Origin of the sequence: Streptomyces sp. H27-C3 (assembly GCF_030063415.1) — a bacterium.
In the GTDB taxonomy this organism is placed as follows: domain Bacteria; phylum Actinomycetota; class Actinomycetes; order Streptomycetales; family Streptomycetaceae; genus Streptomyces.
Genome location: NZ_JASITA010000017.1, coordinates 1 through 16425, shown reverse-complemented (window position 1 = coordinate 16425; position 16425 = coordinate 1). Strand labels below are relative to the sequence as shown.

Genomic DNA, 16425 nt, shown 5'->3' with positions numbered 1-16425 from the left:
ACGCGTCACCCCGGGGCGCGGCCCCGGACCATCCCGAGGGGGGACCGTATGAGGCCGAATCTCCCGGGGGAGCAGCACGGCGCCCCCGACCGGACGACCGGTGGGCGGACCGCATGAGCAACATCCCCGAGACCGGGCGCACCCCCAGGGTCCAGATCCGGCTCATCATCATCCAGGTGCTCGTCTTCTCGCTCCTGCTGACCCTCGGCGGGCGCCTCTGGTACCTCCAGATCCGCAACGGCGACGAGTACACCGCCGAAGCCGCCAGCAACCACGTCCAGCAGGTCGTCCAGCCCGCCGTGCGCGGCTCGATCCTCGACTCGCGCGGCGTGCCCATCGCCGACAACCAGACCCGCCTCGTCGTCTCCGCCAGCCGCACCGAGCTGATGAAGATGAAGGACGACGGCGATGCCGTGCTGACCCGTCTCGCCGAAGTCCTGGACATGGCGCCCAAAGACGTGCACGACAAGGTCAGGCTCTGCGACTCCAAGACCCCGCAGCCCTGCTGGAACGGCTCGCCCTATCAGCCGATCCCCGTCACCGACGAGGCCAACACCCAGCAGGCCCTGCAGATCCGCGAGCGCGCCGAGGACTTCCCCGGCATCACCGCCGAGCCCACCGCCGTACGCCGCTACGCCGCGCCCGGCAAGGCCGGCACCTCGCAGGTCCTCGGCTATCTCTCTCCTGTCACCGACGTGGAGATCGAGAAGGCCCAGGACAGCGACTCCCCGTACCTGCGCTCCGACCAGGTCGGCCGCTCCGGCCTTGAGCGCACCTACGACAAGGAACTGCGAGGCAAGGCCGGCGTCACCCGTTACGAGGTCGACAACCTCGGCCGCGTCATCGGCGAGGCCGACAGCGACAAGGCCCAGCCCGGCGCCAACGTCGTCACCTCCATTGACGCTCGTGTGCAGGGCGTAGCCGAGTACGAGCTCAACGAGGCGATGAAGGCGGCCCGCAAGGAGAACGACAGGAACACCAACGAGAACTACAAGGCGGACGCCGGCGCCGTCGTCGTCATGGAGTCCAAGACCGGCCGGGTCGTCTCGATGGCCTCCCAGCCGACGTACGACCCCAACTCCTGGGTCGGCGGCATCTCCGGCAAGGACTACGCCAAGCTCACCGGCAAGGGCTCCAACTACCCGCTGCTGAACCGCGCGATCCAGGGGCAGGCCGCACCCGGCTCGATCTTCAAGGTCATCTCGTCGGCCGCCGCGGTCAACGCCGGATACGACTTCCATGGCAACTACCCGTGCCCCGCCTCGTACTCCATCGGCAACCAGGTCTTCAAGAACTTCGAGTCCAAGGGCTACGGAAGCATCGACCTGGGCCGGGCCCTGGAAGTCTCGTGCGACACCGTCTTCTACGGCATCGCGCACAAGGAGTGGCAGAAGGACGGTGGCACCAAGCCGTCGAAGAACACCGGCGACTGGTTCTACAAGACCGCCCGCCAGTTCGGCCTCGGCAAGGAGACCGGCGTCGACCTCCCCAACGAGGTCCCCGGCCGCGTCCCCGACCGCCAGTGGAAGCAGAGCTTCTGGGAGGCCAACAAGGACTCCTGGTGCAAGCAGGGCAAGAAGAACGGCGACTACGTCGAGCAGATCGCCTTCGAGAACTGCCTCGAAGGCAACAAGATGCGCGCCGGTGACTCCGTGAACTACTCGATCGGCCAGGGCGACACCCTCGTCACCCCGATCCAGATGGCCAAGATCTACAGCGCCATCTCCAACGGCGGCACCATGTACGAGCCCAGCATCGGCAAGGCCGTCATCAGCGCCGACGGCAAGCGCACCGACGAGATCAAGCCCAAGGCGCAGGGCAGGCTCCCGATGAACGCCAGCACGCAGGCGTCGATAAACGATGCCCTCGCAGGCGTCGCCAGCCGCGGCTCGGCCGCCTGGCGCTTCCAGGGATGGCCGCAGAAGAAGATCCCGATGCACGCCAAGACGGGTACGGCCGAGGTCTACGGCAAGCAGACGACCTCATGGTTCGCCTCGTACACCGAGGACTACACCATCATCATGACGATCTCTCAGGGCGGCACCGGCTCCGGCGCATCGGGCCCCGCCGTGCGCAAGATCTACGAAGCGATGTACGGGCTGACGCCCGACGGCAAGCAGGACATCAAGAAGGCGCTGCTGCCCAAGCCGCAGCAGGCCCTCCCCAAGATCGAGACGGACGGTTCCATCGACGCCCCGAAGATCAAGCCGTACGTGCCCGAGAAGCCTGAGATCCCCGTCGACGGCGAGCAGATCGCGATCGGCGGGCGCGACTGATGACCGGCTCCACCCAGCGCTTCTCGGTTCAGCGCTACGCCCCCGAACGCGGTACCTGGTCCAAGCTCGCCGCCCGCGACTCCGTGCTGCGCAGGCTCGACTGGCCGCTGCTCCTCGCGGCCCTCGCGCTCTCCTTCGTCGGCTCCCTGCTGGTCTGGTCGGCGACCCGCGGCCGTGACGCGCTCACCGACGGCGACCCGTACTACTTCTTCTTTCGGCACGCCCTCAACACCGGCATCGGCCTCGCCCTGATGATCGGCACCATCTGGCTGGGACACCGCACCCTGCGCGGCGCGGTCCCCGTCCTCTACGGGCTGTCCGTGGTGCTCGTCCTCGCGGTGCTCACCCCGCTCGGCGCGACCGTCAACGGCGCGCACGCGTGGATCGTGCTCGGCGGCGGCTTCTCGCTCCAGCCCTCCGAGTTCACCAAGATCACGATCATTCTCGGTATGGCGATGGTGCTCGCGGCCCGCGTCGACGCGGGCGACCAGTCGCACCCCGACCAGCGCACCGTCATCAAGGCGCTGAGCCTGGCCGTCGTCCCGATCGCGGTCATCATGATGATGCCCGACCTCGGTTCGGTCATGGTCATCGCGGTGATCATCCTCGGCGTGCTGCTGGCCTCCGGCGCGTCCAATCGCTGGGTCATCGGCCTGCTCGGCACCGGCGCGCTCGGCGCCGTCCTGGTCTGGCAGATCGGCCTGCTCGACGAGTACCAGATCAACCGCTTCGCCGCCTTCGCCAACCCCGAACTCGACCCGGCGGGCGTCGGCTACAACACCAACCAGGCACGCATCGCGATCGGCTCCGGCGGCCTGCACGGCACAGGCCTCTTCAAGGGCAGCCAGACCACCGGCCAGTTCGTGCCAGAGCAGCAGACCGACTTCGTCTTCACCGTCGCGGGCGAGGAACTGGGCTTCCTCGGCGCCGGACTGATCCTGGTGCTCCTCGGCGTGGTGCTCTGGCGAGCCTGCACCATCGCCCGCGAGACGACCGAGCTCTACGGCACGATCGTCGCAGCCGGGATCATCGCCTGGTTCGCCTTCCAGTCCTTCGAGAACATCGGCATGACGCTCGGCATCATGCCGGTCGCCGGCCTGCCCCTGCCGTTCGTCTCCTACGGCGGGTCCTCGATGTTCGCGGTGTGGGTCGCGATCGGGCTGTTGCAGTCCATCCGGGTACAGCGGCCCATAACGGCATAAAACGCGCCGGGCCATCTGTCTGGACAGCGCCTTCGCGTCTAGATTCGACTCATGGCGGACACAAAGCGCGAGATCGAGCGGAAGTACGAAGCCACCGACGAGACCCGGCTGCCGGACCTGACCAAGGTGGCCGGGGTCTCGTCAGTCGTCGACCAGGGCGTCGCGGAACTCGACGCCGTCTACTACGACACCTCCGACCTGCGGCTGGCCGCGAACTCGATCACGCTGCGCCGCCGCACTGGCGGCAGCGACGAGGGCTGGCACCTCAAGCTGCCCGTCTCCCCGGACGTCCGCGACGAGATCCACGCACCGCTCGGCCCCGATCTGCCGCGCGCCCTGACCGATCTCGTACGCTCCCGGGTCCGCGACGCCCCACTGGTCCCGGCCGTCCGGCTGCTCTCCTCGCGCGAGCTGCGCCACCTCGTCGACGCGGCCGGGAAACCGCTGGCCGAGGTCAGTATCGACGCGGTCAGCGCGCAACGCCTGGACGCCGGGGCGGCGACCGCCAACTGGACCGAGATCGAGGTCGAGCTCGTCGACGGCGTCGACCCGGCCTTCCTCGACATCGTGGAGAAGCGGCTGCGCAAGGCCGGGGTCAGGCCCGCGTCCTCGGCCTCGAAGCTGGCCAGGGCGCTGGAGGAAACGGCCCCGCCGCAGGAGGCCCCGGAAGCCGTCGGGAAGCAGGCGCCGCGGGCCCCGAAGGAGCAGGGCAGGGGCAAGAGGGCGGCCGAGGCTCCCGGACCGCATACCGCGGGCGACCACGTCCTGGCGTACCTGCGCGCACAGGCCGAGGCGATCGTCGCGTACGACCCGGCGGTCCGCCGCGACCTGCCCGACTCCGTGCACCAGCTGCGGGTCGCCACCCGCCGTCTGCGCAGCGCCTTCCGCACCTACCGCAAGGTCGTCGACCGGACCGTCACCGACCCGATCGCCGAGGAACTCAAGTGGCTCGCGGGGGAGCTGGGCGTCGACCGTGACCACGAGGTGCTCAACGACCGCCTCCAGTCCCGCATCACCGACCTGCCCAGGACCCTCCTCCTCGGGCCGGTGCGCGGCCGGTTGCGGATCTGGTCCGTCGCCCGGCGCACCGGATCGCGCCGTAAGACCATCGCCGTACTCGACAGCAGGCGCTACCTCGACCTGCTCAACGCACTGGATGCCCTGCTGGCGGACCCACCTCTGCTGCGGGCCGCGGCGCAGCCGGCCGCAGCGGTCGTTCCCCAGGCCATCACCAGGGACTACGACCGCTTGTCCACCCGCACAGAGCACGCGCTCACCCTCCCGCCGGGCACCGAGGAACGCGACGCCGCGATGCACGACGCCCGCAAGGCAGCCAAGCGCGCCCGCTACGCCGCGGAGGCGGCCGAGCCCGCGCTGGGCAAGCCCGCGAGGCGCTTCGCCAAACGCATGAAGGCGGTCCAGAGCGTGCTCGGCGACCACCAGGACAGCGTGGTCGCCCGCGAGGCCCTGCGCACCCTGGCGATCCAGGCCCACGCGGCGGGCGAGACGGCGTTCACCTGGGGCCTGCTGTACGGCCAGGAGGAGGCACAGGCGGCGATCAGGGAACGGGAGTTGCCCGAGGTGTGGGCGCTGGCTTCCCAGGCGAAACTGCGGGGGGATCTGGGCGCCTGACGGCCGGGGTACGCTGAATGGTCACCCTGCCAGCTCACAAAGGTTCGCCTGATGTCTGCCGAGTCGGTCTTCCCGCAGCTCGAAGCTCTGCTCCCGCATGTGCAGAAGCCCATTCAGTACGTCGGCGGTGAGCTGAACTCCACGGTCAAGGACTGGGAGAGCTGCGATGTCCGCTGGGCACTGATGTACCCCGACGCCTACGAGGTCGGACTGCCCAACCAGGGCGTCATGATCCTCTACGAGGTACTCAACGAGCGCGCGGGCGTCCTCGCCGAGCGGACGTACAGCGTGTGGCCCGACCTCGAAGCGCTGATGCGCGAGCACAAGGTCCCGCAGTTCACGGTGGACGCGCACCGGCCCGTGAAGGCCTTCGACGTCTTCGGCCTGAGCTTCTCCACCGAGCTCGGCTACACCAACTTCCTCACCGCCCTGGACCTCGCGGGCATCCCGCTGGAGTCCAAGGACCGCACGCTCGACGACCCGATCGTCGTCTCCGGCGGCCACGCCGCGTTCAACCCCGAGCCGATCGCGGACTTCGTCGACTGCGCGGTCCTCGGCGACGGCGAGCAGGCCGTCCTGGAGATCACCGAGATCGTCCGCGCCTGGAAGGCGGAGGGGCGCCCCGGCGGCCGTGAAGAGGTGCTGTTCCGGCTCAGCAGGACCGGTGGGGTCTACGTCCCGCGCTTCTACGACGTCGAGTACCTGCCCGACGGGCGGATCGGACGTGTCGTACCGAACAAGTCCGGTGTGCCGTGGCGGGTGTCCAAGCACACCGTCATGGACCTCGATGAGTGGCCCTACCCCAAGCAGCCGCTGGTCCCGCTCGCCGAGACCGTCCACGAGCGGATGTCCGTCGAGATCTTCCGCGGCTGCACCCGCGGCTGCCGCTTCTGCCAGGCCGGCATGATCACGCGCCCCGTGCGGGAGCGAAGCATCACCGGCATCGGCGAAATGGTCGAGAAGGGCCTCAAGGCGACCGGCTTCGAGGAGGTCGGGTTGCTCTCGCTGTCCTCCGCCGACCACTCCGAGATCGCGGACATCGCGAAGGGCCTCGCCGACCGGTACGCCGAGGACAAGGTCGGTCTGTCGCTGCCGTCGACCCGCGTCGACGCGTTCAACGTCGACCTGGCCAACGAGCTGACCCGCAACGGCCGCCGGTCCGGCCTCACCTTCGCGCCCGAGGGCGGCTCCGAGCGGCTGCGCAAGGTCATCAACAAGATGGTCTCCGAAGAGGACCTGATCAGGACGGTCTCGACGGCGTACGGCAACGGCTGGCGTCAGGTGAAGCTGTACTTCATGTGCGGCCTGCCGACCGAGACCGACGAGGACGTCCTGCAGATCGGTGACATGGCCGTCAAGGTCATCGCCGAGGGCCGCAAGATCTCCGGGCAGAACGACATCCGCTGCACCGTCTCCATCGGCGGCTTCGTACCCAAGCCGCACACCCCGTTCCAGTGGGCCCCGCAGCTGTCCGCGGCGGAGACGGACGCGCGGCTGGGGAAGCTGCGTGACAAGATCCGCGCCGACAAGAAGTACGGCCGCTCGATCGGTTTCCGCTACCACGACGGCAAGCCCGGCATCGTCGAGGGCCTGCTCTCGCGCGGTGACCGCCGCATCGGTCATGTCATCCGCGCCGTCTACGAAGACGGTGGCCGCTTCGACGGCTGGCGCGAGTACTTCAGCTACGACCGCTGGATGGCCTGCGCCGAGAAGACGCTGCCGGAATTCGGCGTGGACGTCGACTGGTACACGACCCGTGAGCGTACGTACGAGGAGGTCCTGCCCTGGGACCACCTGGACTCCGGTCTCGACAAGGACTGGCTCTGGGAGGACTGGCAGGACTCGCTCGACGAGACCGAGGTCGAGGACTGCCGCTGGACCCCGTGCTTCGACTGCGGCGTCTGCCCGCAGATGGACACGCAGATTCAGGTCGGCCCGACGGGCAAGAAGCTGCTGCCGCTGACGGTCAAGTAGCACCCGCGCGCCACGGAGGCCCGGTCACGAGCCGAAACTGTGACCGGGCCTCGGCATGTACCGGTATGCGGGAGCCGGAACGTGCGCGGGTGCGTCCTTGAGGGTGCGTCGACAACAGGGGAGAGCGCGACATGGATTTCGAGAAGAACCACCTGCCCGCACAGCCGGTGCCCCGCAGGCAGGAGCCCGAGCGCGCGGAGGGCTGCCTGACCGCCGCCATCAGGATTCCGGTGCGCATCGTCGTGCTGGTCCTGTTCGTGCCGGTGCGGATGGTGTGGGACCTGCTGACCTTCTGCGCGAAGGCGACCGGCCGCGCGCTGGCCTCGGTCGGCCAAGTGCTGCTGGTGATACCGGCGTTGTGGCTGTACGAGTGGGGCATCGTGCCCGTCGCGAAGGGTCTCGGTTACCTCGTGTACGGCGTGCTGATCCTGCCGTGGGTCGTGTTGTGGAAGTACGTCCTGGTGCCGGTGGTCAGATACGGGATCGTGATGCCCGCGGTGTGGCTGTACCGCCGGGTGCTTATGCCGCTGGGCCATGGCGCGGCCTGGCTGGCGCGCGGTTTCGCCTCCGGCATCGCGGCTGCGGCGCGGGCAGTGGGCGCGGCGGTGGCGTGGTTGGTGATGACGTTGCTGGTGGCGCCGGTGGTGTGGGTGTACGCGCGTGTGCTCACCCCGGTCGGTCACGGCATCGCGTGGCTGGCGCGCGGTTTCGGGTACGGGGTCGGCGTGGCCGCACGGGCCGTGGCCACGGCAGTGGTGTGGGTGGTGGCGACGCTGCTGGTGAAGCCCGTGGTGTGGGTGGTGGTGAACGTACTCGTGAAGCCGGCTGCTTGGCTGTTCGTGACCCTGGTCGTGAAGCCGGTGGTCTGGTTCTGGCGTGCGGTCCTGACGCCCGTCGGGCGCGAGATCGCCGCAGCCGCCGGGCACGGGTGGCGTATCGCCGGATACATTTCCCGGGCCGTGGGGCGCGTGCTGAAGTGGCTCGGCCGGAATCTGCTCGGGCGGCCGGTGCGCTGGGTGTGGCTGAGTGTGTGCACCCCGGTCGGGCACTGGTTGCGGGACGCGGTCTGGGCCCCGGCGAAGCGGGCCGCGGTCGAGGCGGGCCGCAGCGCGCGGGCTGCCGTGCGGGCGGCGCGGGAGACCGTGCGCCAGGCCAGGCAGGACGCGTGGCGCGCGCTGGTGGGCGGCGCCCGCGGCGAGGTGCGGGCCGCCCCGGAACCGGCCGTGGCAGAGGCCCGGGAACCTCTGGTGAGTCCTGCGCGTACTCTGGGTAGTAGGACGATTGCCCCCAGCGCGGCACCCGCGCCCGAGATCTCCTTGCTTGGCGAAAGCACAGCCAAGCAGGGGTGAGCCCGGCGCAGGGACGCGCGGGGTCACCCCCACGCCGAAGGGCGCGCGGACCACGCGCGGCCCCGCACCGAGGAGAAGAACCACTGGGCAAGCGACAGCCCGAAGGCCCGCCGCCCGCTCCGGCGGTGCAGCGCATCCGCCTGCGCTACACCAAGCGTGGCCGCCTCCGGTTCACCAGTCATCGTGACTTCCAGCGCGCGTTCGAGCGGGCGCTGCGCCGTGCCGAGGTGCCCATGGCGTACTCGGCCGGATTCACACCGCACCCCAAGGTGTCGTACGCCAATGCCGCGCCCACCGGCACGGGCAGCGAGGCCGAGTACCTGGAAATCGCGCTGACCGACCGGCGCGACCCCGACGAGCTGCGCGAGCTGCTGAACGAATCGCTGCCGGACGGCCTCGACATCACCGACGCCGTGGAGGCCCACACCTCGGGACTCGCCGACCGGCTGACGGGGTCCATCTGGGAGCTTCGGCTCGACGGTGTCACCCTCGAAGAGGCGGAGAAGGCCGTGTCCGCGTTCCTCGCGGCCGAGACTGTGGAGGTCGAGCGCCGTACGAAGAACGGCATGCGGACCTTCGACGCACGGGAGGCCGTAGCCGATCTGAGGGCCGCGCGTCCACCGGCCGATAGGTCACAGGACGGCCCCTGTGCGATACTGCGGCTGGTTGTTCGGCACTTCACACCTGCCGTACGACCCGACGACGTTCTGTCTGGTCTCCGAGCTGTGGCCGACCTGGCACCGCCGGTCCCCGTAGCGGTGACCAGGCTGGCGCAGGGGCTCTTCGACGAGGAGACCGGCACGGTGACCGACCCGCTCGCGCCCGACCGCGAGGCAGTCACGGCCGCTCCATCCAAGGCCGCCGGACTGACCGCCGCGAAGACGCCGACCGGTGCAGGTTCCGCGTAGGGCGGTCGTTGCAGCGCAGCCCTGGGACTCGGGAGCCACCTGGGTCGGGCCGCGCACCACCTGACCTGAAGACTTTCGCCAGGCCGTACGCACAACGCGTAGGGAACCGGCGAGCTAGACAACAGCTCCCGTGAGGCGCCCGCGCCCCGGACGGCGGTACCGCGTTCATCCGCGGACCGGACCGGACCGGAATCAGGCGCGGCGCCCGGGAGCGTGACGGGAGAACCGCCCGCATGCTTGAGCCGAACGATTCCATCGAGCCGTCGACAGGTACCTCGCGCAACGCCGCAGGAAACCCGGACGACAACAACAGCCCCAGCGACACGCTGCCGCCGCGCCGTCGGCGCCGTGCGGCCTCGCGCCCGGCCGGACCGCCGTCCGGCGACGTGAAGCCTGCCGTGACCGCCGACACCGTAGAGGCCGCGGCTCCGGCCATACCGGCCGGAGAGGGTGCCGTGAGCGACACCAACGACACCGCAGCCGCAGCCACCGAAACGAACGAGACGGCGCCGCCGGCCCGTACGCGCCGCCGCGCCACCCGTAAGGCCACCGCGCCCGCCGGTGCGCCGCAGCCGCAGGCCGAGGAGACCACCGAGCCCCCCGCGGCCGCTGCGACTCCCGCGCCCGCCGACACCACCACCGAGGCCGACGAGGCACCGCGTGGCCGCCCGCGCCGCCGGGCCACCCGCAAGGCGACGGCGCCCTCCGGCGCCCCGCAGGCCACCGAGGTCACGGACGCGCCGCAGGCCGTCGCGGCCGCCGCGGCCGCCGAGGCACCGCAGGCCGTCGAGGACCCGGTCGTGGAGGCCACGGCCGAGCCGGTGGACGCCACGCCGCCGGCCCGTACCCGCCGCCGCGCCACTCGTAAGGCCACCGCGCCCGCCGGAGCGCCGAAGGGCGAGGCCACCGACGCCGTGCGGCCCGAGGCCGCGGAGGCACCGCAGGCCGTCGAGGACCCGGTCGTGGAGGCCACGGCCGAGCCGGTGGACGCCACGCCGCCGACCCGTACCCGCCGCCGCGCCACTCGTAAGGCCACCGCGCCCGCCGGAGCACCGCGGAGCGAGCAGAACGAAGCACCTGCCGTCGCCGAGGAGGCCGCCCCGGCCGAGCCGGTCGCCGCCGAGGTCCAGGAAGAGGCGCCGCGCGGTCGTGCGACGCGCCGCCGCGCCGGCCGCAAGGGAGCCGAAGAGGTCCCGGCCGCCGCCCCTGAGGTCGCCGAGCCCGCGCAGGATGAGCCCAAGGCCGCCGAGCCCGCGCAGGATGAGCCCAAGGCCGCCGAGCCCGTCGCGGAGGGGCCGCCGCGTTCGCGCCGCCGCGCTTCGCGCCCCGCCGTCGCCGTGTTCCAGGCCCCGGTCTTCACGGAGCCGATGTTCCAGACCCCCGAGTCGGCCGCGGCTGCCGCCGCAGGGAAGCCGGAGCCGGAGGCCGAGTACGTAGAAGAAGAGGTCGAAGAGGCCGAGGAGACGGCCGCCGAGGCCGCCCGCGAGCCGCAGGCCGGGTCGCGCCGCCGTCGCCGCCGTCGCGGTGAGAGTGCGGAGCCCGAGCGCTCCGAGCGCCGTCCGGAGCGCGTCGCGGACGGCGCGCCCGAGCCGGAGGAGGCGGAGGAGCCGGAAGCCTCCGACGAGCCCGCCGCGCAGGACGACGTCGACGAGGCGGAGGACCGCAGGGCCCGCCGCCGTCGCCGCGGTGGCCGTCGCCGCCGTCGTGGCGAGTCCGCCGACCCGGAGGAGACCGAGGACTCGGACACCTCCGACGAGCCCGCGGCCGAGCGTTTCGCGCCCAAGGCCGCGCAGTCGGACCAGCCCGACCAGTCGGCCGACGCGGAGGACGACGACCAGGACCAGGACCAGGACGACGAGGACGCCGACGGCGCCTCGGGTTCCAGCTCCAGCCGCCGTCGTCGCCGCCGTCGCCGTCGCAGTGGCGACTCGGGCACCGACGCCGAGAACGGCGTGGACGACCCGGAGCGCACCGTCGTCAAGGTCCGCGAGCCGCGCAAGAAGGAAGAGCGCGAGCCCGGCACCGGCTTCGACGAGGTCCAGTCCATCAAGGGCTCGACCCGCATGGAGGCGAAGAAGCAGCGCCGCCGCGAGGGCCGCGAGCAGGGTCGCCGTCGCGTCCCGATCATCACCGAGGCCGAGTTCCTGGCCCGCCGCGAGGCCGTCGAGCGGGTGATGGTCGTCCGCCAGAGCGGCGAGCGCACCCAGATCGGCGTGCTCGAGGACGACGTCCTCGTCGAGCACTACGTCAACAAGGAGCAGGCCACCAGCTACGTCGGCAACGTCTACCTGGGCAAGGTGCAGAACGTACTGCCGTCCATGGAGGCCGCGTTCGTCGACATCGGCAAGGGCCGCAACGCCGTCCTGTACGCCGGTGAGGTCAACTTCGAGGCGCTGGGCATGGGCCACGGCCCGCGCCGCATCGAGTCCGCCCTCAAGTCCGGCCAGTCGGTCCTCGTACAGGTCACGAAGGACCCGATCGGCCACAAGGGCGCCCGCCTCACCAGCCAGGTCTCGCTGCCCGGCCGCTACCTGGTCTACGTGCCCGAGGGCTCGATGACCGGCATCAGCCGCAAGCTGCCCGACACCGAGCGCGCACGTCTGAAGACGATCCTCAAGAAGATCGTTCCCGAGGACGCTGGCGTCATCGTGCGCACCGCCGCCGAGGGCGCGAGCGAGGACGAGCTGCGCCGCGACGTCGAGCGTCTGCAGGGCCAGTGGGAAGAGATCGAGAAGAAGGCGAAGAACGGCAGCAGCTCGAACGCGCCGACGCTTCTCTACGGTGAGCCGGACATGACCGTCCGGGTCGTCCGCGACATCTTCAACGAGGATTTCTCGAAGGTCATCGTCAGCGGCGACGACGCGTGGGAGACCATCCACGGGTACGTGTCGCACGTCGCGCCCGACCTGACGGACCGGCTGTCGCGCTGGACCTCCGAGGTCGACGTCTTCGCGACGTACCGGATCGACGAGCAGCTGATGAAGGCGCTGGACCGCAAGGTCTACCTGCCGAGCGGCGGTTCGCTGGTCATCGACAAGACCGAGGCGATGATCGTCGTCGACGTCAACACCGGCAAGTTCACCGGTCAGGGCGGCAACCTCGAAGAGACCGTCACCAGGAACAACCTGGAGGCGGCCGAGGAGATCGTGCGCCAGCTGCGGCTGCGCGACCTGGGCGGCATCGTCGTCATCGACTTCATCGACATGGTCCTGGAGCAGAACAGGGACCTGGTGCTGCGGCGCCTCCTCGAGTGCCTGGGACGCGACCGTACGAAGCACCAGGTCGCCGAGGTCACCTCGCTGGGCCTGGTGCAGATGACCCGCAAGCGGGTGGGCCAGGGTCTCCTTGAGTCCTTCTCCGAGACGTGCGTCCACTGCAACGGGCGCGGCGTCATCGTGCACATGGAGCAGCCGACCGCCCCCGGCGGCGGTGGCAACGGCAAGCGCGCCAAGAAGCGCGGCCGGGGCGGCTCCACGGGTACGGAGCAGGGCCACGAGCACGACCACGAGCACGAGGACTCCGCCGAGAACGAGACGGTGGAGGAGCTCGAGGCCGAGGCCGCCGCTCCGCCGGCGCTGCCCGAGCCGCAGTTCGTGCCGGACGAGGACCTGTACAGCAGCCCCGGCGAGGCCGAGCAGGCCGCGAGCCGCGGTGGGCGTTCGCGCCGCCGGGCCTCACGCAAGGCGTCGGCTCCGGCCGGTGCGCCCAGGGAGACGGCACCGGAGCCCGTACGGGCCCCCGAGCCGCAGCCCGAGGCGGCACCGGAGCCCGAGCCGCAGCCCGAGCCCGAGCCCGCGGCGGTCGTCTCCGAGGTGGTTGCCCCGGAGCCGTTCGCCGAGCCGCTGCCGGACGCGGCTCCGGCCCGTCCGCGTCGGCGTGCGACCCGTAAGGCATCAGCTCCGGCCGGAGCGCCCAAGGCCGCCGAGGTCACCGCGGTGCCGGTCGTCGAGGAGACCCCGGTCCCCGCTCCGGCTCCGGTGACCGAGGAGCCGAAGGCCGCGGCTCCGGCCGACGAGCCGGCGGCAGAGGCGCCCGCGGCGGCGGCTCCGCCGCGTGCGCGTCGGCGTGCGACCCGTAAGGCGACCGCACCCGCGGGCTCGCCCAAGGGTGCGGACGAGCCGGCCGTCCTGGTGGTCGAGGCGCTGTCCGAGGCCCCGGCTCCGGTGACGGACACCGTGGCCGACGTCGACGTCGACGCGGCTCCGGCCAAGAAGGCGGTGCGCAAGGCCGCCAAGAAGGCCCCCGCGAAGAAGGCGGCGACCGCCACGAAGAAGGTGGCCGCGAAGAAGACGACGGCGAAGAAGGCTCCGGCCAAGAAGGCCCCGGCGAAGAAGACCGTGGCGGCCGAGCAGCCGTCGGTGTCGTCCTCCACGGAGGACTGACCGGCCAGAGGTCAGAGGTAGCGCAGGAAGAGTGAGGGCCGCCCCCCCCGGTGAGTTGGGAGGCGGCCCTCACTCGTGCGCGGGGCCTGGAGACCGGGTTTGCCCCAGCAAGCCGTGTCCCGTAACGTGGCCCATCGGCGTGTTTATGTGTGCGCCTACTCCTGAGCACTCCCCTCCCGGCGCACCTTCGGTGTCGCTGGAAGAGGCCGCTCGTCCTTTCGGATTCGTCGCGGGCTCCGGCCCGTGCGTGCGGCTGGCTTCAGGAGTCCCGTTCCGAGCGAAAGAGAGATCAGCGTGTACGCCATCGTGCGCAGCGGTGGTCGACAGCACAAGGTTGCTGTGGACGACATCGTTGAGGTTGACAAGATTCCCACGGCCAAGGTCGGCGACACGGTCGAGCTCTCGACTCTGCTCGTTGTGGACGGCGACTCCGTCACCAGCGACCCGTGGGTCCTGGCCGGCATCAAGGTCACTGCCGAAGTCGTGGACCACCACAAGGGCGTCAAGATCGACATCCTTCGCTACAAGAACAAGACCGGTTACCGCCGTCGCCAGGGTCACCGCCAGCAGTACACGGCGATCAAGGTCACCGGCATTCCCGCGGCTGCGAAGTAAGGGACTGAGAACACATGGCACATAAGAAGGGCGCATCGTCCACTCGGAACGGGCGCGACTCCAATTCTCAGCGGCTCGGCGTCAAGCGCTTCGGCGGTCAGACCGTCAACGCCGGTGAGATCCTGGTCCGCCAGCGCGGCACCCACTTCCACCCGGGCACGAGCGTCGGCCGTGGTGGCGACGACACGCTGTTCGCACTCGCCGCCGGTGCGGTCGAGTTCGGCACGCACCGTGGCCGCAAGGTTGTGAACATCGTTCCGATCGCCGAGTAATTCCGGCTTTCGTCGAGCGGTAACGCACAGCACTTTCCGAGGGCGGACGCTCTTTCCCGGGTAACGGGGAAGCGCGGCCGCCCTTGGCGTGTTACGTATGTAGACATTTCCGTATGTACTGGAGGACCCACCCATGACCACCTTCGTGGACCGCGTCGAACTGCATGTCGCCGCGGGTAACGGAGGCCACGGCTGCGCCTCCGTACACCGTGAGAAGTTCAAGCCGCTGGGCGGCCCGGACGGCGGAAACGGCGGGCGTGGCGGCGACGTCACCCTCGTCGTCGACCAGTCCGTGACCACGCTGCTCGACTATCACCACAGTCCCCACCGCAAGGCCACCAACGGCCAGCCCGGCGCCGGTGACAACCGTTCCGGCAAGGACGGCATGGACCTGGTCCTGCCGGTCCCCGACGGCACCGTCGTCCTGGACACCAAGGGCGATGTGCTGGCCGACATGGTCGGCGAGGGCACCACGTACGTCGTCGGTGAGGGCGGCCGCGGCGGCCTCGGCAATGCCGCGCTGGCCTCCGCCCGCCGCAAGGCCCCCGGCTTCGCCCTGTACGGCGAGCCGGGCAAGGGCGGCGACATCGTCCTGGAGCTCAAGACCGTCGCCGATGTGGCGCTGGTGGGCTACCCGAGCGCCGGCAAGTCCTCGCTGATCTCCGTGCTGAGCGCGGCCAAGCCGAAGATCGCGGACTACCCGTTCACCACGCTCGTCCCGAACCTGGGCGTCGTCACCGCGGGCGCGACCGTCTACACGATCGCCGATGTCCCCGGCCTCATCCCGGGCGCCAGCCAGGGCCGCGGTCTGGGCCTGGAGTTCCTGCGTCACGTGGAGCGCTGCTCGGTGCTCGTGCACGTACTGGACACGGCGACCCTGGAGTCCGACCGGGACCCGATCTCCGACCTCGACACCATCGAGGAGGAACTCAAGCTGTACGGCGGCCTTGAGGACCGGCCCCGCGTCGTCGTCCTCAACAAGATCGACATCCCGGACGGCCAGGACCTCGCGGACATGATCCGCCCGGACCTGGAGGCGCGCGGCTATCGCGTCTTCGAGGCCTCCGCGGTCGCCCACACCGGCCTCAAGGAGCTCTCCTTCGGGCTTGCGGAGATCGTTTCCAAGGCGCGCGCCGCAAAGCCCAAGCAGGAGACCACCCGCGTCGTCATCCGTCCGAAGGCCGTCAACGACGCGGGCTTCACCATCACGGAGGAGGAGGGCGTCTACCGCGTGCGCGGCGAGAAGCCGGAGCGCTGGGTGCGTCAGACCGACTTCAGCAACGACGAGGCCGTCGGCTACCTCGCGGACCGCCTCAGCCGCCTCGGTGTCGAGACCGCGCTGACGAAGGCCGGTGCCCACGCCGGCGACGCCGTCGCGATCGGCGACGACGAGGACGCGGTCGTCTTCGACTGGGAGCCGATGACGATGGCCGGTGCGGAAATGCTCGGCCGCCGTGGCGAGGACCACCGTCTGGAAGCCCCGCGGCCCGCCGAGCAGCGCCGCAGGGACCGCAGCGCCGAGCGCGACGATCCGGAGCGCGAGTACGACGAGTTCAAGCCCTTCTAGGAGGGCAGGGCCGCAGGAGAGGGGCGAAGCGGGCCTGGATCTCGACGAGTTCGAGCCACCGGGGCCCCGAGGTCGTTACCCTTCAGCGGCCGACCGCGTGACCGACTGGGCCCCCGGAGTGCTTGGGTTCCAGTGGTCGTTGCAACACCGCCTGGTTTTCAGGTGGTGAGTAGATCACGTAGACGCTCGGCTGGAGTACTCCAGCCGAGCGTCTTGCGTGGGCGGCCGTTGAGTTCCTGGGCGACGTG

10 protein-coding genes are annotated in these 16425 nt (G+C 70.5%); all 10 read left to right on the top strand.

The window, feature by feature from the left end; genetic code table 11:
• Positions 1 to 113 precede the first annotated feature (113 nt).
• Positions 114 to 2276, top strand: a complete 2163-nt coding sequence (gene mrdA / locus QMK30_RS18560; protein WP_283519403.1) for a penicillin-binding protein 2 — start codon at positions 114 to 116, stop codon at positions 2274 to 2276.
• A complete protein-coding gene (rodA, locus tag QMK30_RS18555) occupies positions 2276 to 3478 on the top strand; it encodes a rod shape-determining protein RodA (RefSeq protein WP_283519402.1) in 1203 nt (400 codons plus the stop codon). Before mrdA ends, rodA begins: the two co-directional genes overlap by 1 nt.
• A 51-nt stretch (positions 3479 to 3529) precedes the next feature.
• Complete coding sequence (locus QMK30_RS18550) at positions 3530 to 5110, top strand: CYTH and CHAD domain-containing protein (RefSeq protein WP_283519401.1); 1581 nt, start codon at positions 3530 to 3532, stop codon at positions 5108 to 5110.
• A gap of 51 nt (positions 5111 to 5161) precedes the next feature.
• Positions 5162 to 7084, top strand: coding sequence for a TIGR03960 family B12-binding radical SAM protein (locus tag QMK30_RS18545; protein WP_283519400.1), 1923 nt, complete (start codon positions 5162 to 5164; stop codon positions 7082 to 7084).
• A gap of 131 nt (positions 7085 to 7215) precedes the next feature.
• Positions 7216 to 8433: a hypothetical protein gene (locus QMK30_RS18540; RefSeq protein ID WP_283519399.1), complete on the top strand. Its 1218-nt coding sequence runs from the start codon at positions 7216 to 7218 to the stop codon at positions 8431 to 8433.
• Positions 8434 to 8558: 125 nt separating this feature from the next.
• On the top strand, positions 8559 to 9341 hold the full coding sequence (locus tag QMK30_RS18535) for a TIGR03936 family radical SAM-associated protein (RefSeq protein WP_283519398.1): 783 nt from the start codon (positions 8559 to 8561) through the stop codon (positions 9339 to 9341).
• Between the two features lie 233 nt (positions 9342 to 9574).
• Positions 9575 to 13723, top strand: a complete 4149-nt coding sequence (locus QMK30_RS18530; protein WP_283519397.1) for an Rne/Rng family ribonuclease — start codon at positions 9575 to 9577, stop codon at positions 13721 to 13723.
• A 294-nt stretch (positions 13724 to 14017) separates the two neighbouring features.
• Entirely contained in the window at positions 14018 to 14338 is a 321-nt protein-coding gene (gene rplU, locus QMK30_RS18525) for a 50S ribosomal protein L21 (protein WP_283519396.1), read from the top strand.
• Positions 14339 to 14352: 14 nt separating this feature from the next.
• The gene (rpmA, locus tag QMK30_RS18520) at positions 14353 to 14610 is read left to right on the top strand and encodes a 50S ribosomal protein L27 (RefSeq protein WP_283519395.1); all 258 of its coding nucleotides are present in this window, start codon (positions 14353 to 14355) and stop codon (positions 14608 to 14610) included.
• A gap of 133 nt (positions 14611 to 14743) precedes the next feature.
• Positions 14744 to 16177 carry a GTPase ObgE gene (obgE, locus tag QMK30_RS18515; RefSeq protein WP_283519394.1) on the top strand — a complete coding sequence of 478 codons (1434 nt, stop codon included), beginning with the start codon at positions 14744 to 14746 and terminating at the stop codon, positions 16175 to 16177.
• Positions 16178 to 16425 lie beyond the last annotated feature (248 nt).